Here is a 2,381-nt window from a genome sequence, read left to right on the forward strand (position 1 = left end):
CTCTGGTGCAGTCGTGGCTTCCGGCACCTTTGTCGTCGATAGCTATGTCAAGAAAATCCAACATTTGACTGGAGGCGTTATCAGCGAGATTCTCATCAAGGAGGGGCAGAAGATTGCTGCCGGAGATGTACTTGTGCGCCTCGATGCAACGCAAGCGCGGGCAAACCTTGGAATCGTCACCAAGAGGCTGGACGAATTGACTGCACGGCTCGCTAGACTTGAGGCCGAGCGCGACGACGAAGACCAGATTGCGTTTCCAGGAACTTTACTTTCCCGGCTTGACAACACCGATATCGCCGCAGCCGTTCAGAGTGAGCGTCGACTGTTTGAGTTCAGGAAGGAAGACCGAGCGGGGAAGAAGTCCCAGTTGCGCGAAAGAATTAAGCAGTTCGCGCATGAGATCGATGGCCTGAAGTCTCGCGAAACAGCCTTTGATCGTGGGCTCTCTGTGCTTGATGCCGAGATCGCCTCGCTTCAAGTGCTCCGGGCAAAGGGCATTGTTTCTGTGTTGCGATTGAACGACCTGGAGCGAGAGGCGGCGACCCTCGGCGGTGATCGAGGCGAGGCGATGGCCGGCCAGGCTCAAGCAGCAGGCCGAATATCGGAAGCTAGACTGCAGATCCTGCAGATCGACTCCGACCTGAAAACTGAAGTGAGCGCCGAACTTCGTGAAGTGCAAGGTCAGATCGGAGAATATATCGAGCGAAAGATCGCGGCCGAGGATCAACTCAAGCGAATCGACATCATCGCTCCACAGGCTGGCATCGTGCACCAACTGGCATTTCACACTGTCGGCGGCGTCATTTCGCCAGGGGATGTGATTATGTCGATCGTTCCCGATAGCGGCGGGCTCGCGCTGGATGCCCAGATCGCACCGCGCGACATCGACCAGATTGAGCTTGGGCAGAAGGCAGTGCTACGCCTCTCGGCATTCAATCAGCGTACCACGCCAGAACTCAATGGGACGGTTGTCCGTATTGCAGCTGACCTGACGACTAACGAGCGCTCAGGATCTTCCTACTATCAGGTGCGCTTCGTGGTAGCGCCCGAAGAACTGGCGCGGCTAGACGGACTCATTGTTCTTCCGGGAATGCCCGTTGAGGCCTTTATCAAGACCCACGAACGGTCTGCGTTTTCATATTTCGTGAAGCCGCTTTCCGATCAGATCAGTCGTGCGTTCAGAGAGGACTAGGCCACGTCTTTGTAGCAATGGAGGGGGTCGTCTGCTCTATCTTCCTTCACACGAAGGCCCAGATGTCCTCGGCCTGGAAACCGACCTGATAGCCTGATGTCTTCAGCTTGACCACGACCTGGCCGATCTCGGCGGCCGGCAGCGCGCCGACCTCGACCTTGATCATGCCGGGACGGTAGCGCTTGAGGTCGAGTTGTTCGAAGACGATCCAGTCGGCGCCCTCGCAATCGACGAGGAAGGCGTCGATATGGGTGATGCCGTTGCGGTCGAGCAGCGTCAGCAAGGTCTCGGATGGCACCTCGATGTCCCTGAGATGCGGCGCGAACTTGTTGAAGTTGGCGTCGGCCTCGCCCCAGGCATTCTTGCCCGACATCAGATTGGTGTCGGTGACCGACGAACAGCCGATGAATTCGATGGGCAGCGTGCCGGCCTCGAGCGCGGCGGCATCGAAAGTGTGGACGGTGATCGTGCCCTTTGTCTTCGTCACCGCCACCGGCTCGATGATGAAGCGGCTGATGTCGGGGTAGTTGGCGCGCAGCCGTTTCTGATTGTAGGGGATCGGCTCGACCAGCATCGCGCGTGCACCGGGAATCCTGTGCAGCCACGGCGTCACATCGTCGAAGAGCGCGCCGTCGCAGGCGCCGACATTGACCATCTGGAACGGCCGCCCCGCCCCACCAAACCGCGCCTTCAGCGCTGCCTTGGCCAGGAATTTCGTGCCGCGCAGCGACGGCCCGCGATCGAGAACGCCACTGGGAAGACCGAGCGACAGGGCAACGCGCGCCAGGCTGGATAGCGAACTCATGACTTGTCTCCGGGAATGATTTGCATGGCAGCGCGATTCTGGCCGCGAGCCACGGCCGCCCACAACGCCATGAACGGCGTCGCCAGCAGCAGGAATGGCGGGATCAGATGCGGGAAATAGATGCGCGTGTCGTGGATCGGGAAGACGGTGAACTTCGCCAGCGCGCCGAGCACCAGTGCCGCGAACAGGATGCCGGCGCGGCGGTCGAGGCGGAAGCCGGCGCGGTCGGCAGCAAACCAGCCGGCCAGTGCCAGCACCGACACGCCGACCCAGCTGTTCAGGCTGACGGCACGCAGCAGCGAGGTGGCAAATGCCCTGAGATAGGCAACGATGGAGAATGGCGGCTCGAACCCGTCCATATTGTAATGCTGCTCGATGCTGGAG

General features: G+C 60.1%; 2 protein-coding genes and 1 pseudogene. 1 reads left to right on the top strand and 2 read right to left on the bottom strand.

What is annotated here, in order from left to right:
- Positions 1-1,192, top strand: a 1,192-nt coding sequence (locus tag EN884_RS33190; RefSeq protein ID WP_128361014.1) for an HlyD family type I secretion periplasmic adaptor subunit, incomplete at its 5' end; no start/stop codon positions are given.
- Between the two features lie 46 nt (positions 1,193-1,238).
- Here EN884_RS33190 and EN884_RS33195 read toward each other — a convergent pair.
- On the bottom strand, positions 1,239-1,997 hold the full coding sequence (locus EN884_RS33195; RefSeq protein ID WP_063168214.1) for an FkbM family methyltransferase: 759 nt from the start codon (positions 1,995-1,997) through the stop codon (positions 1,239-1,241).
- A pseudogene (locus EN884_RS33200) lies at positions 1,994-2,381 on the bottom strand (hypothetical protein); the annotation flags it as partial. The gene EN884_RS33195 and the pseudogene EN884_RS33200, both read right to left, overlap by 4 nt.

The sequence above is a fragment of the Mesorhizobium sp. M7A.F.Ca.AU.001.01.1.1 genome, assembly GCF_004022735.1.
Classification (GTDB): Bacteria; Pseudomonadota; Alphaproteobacteria; order Rhizobiales; family Rhizobiaceae; genus Mesorhizobium; species Mesorhizobium ciceri.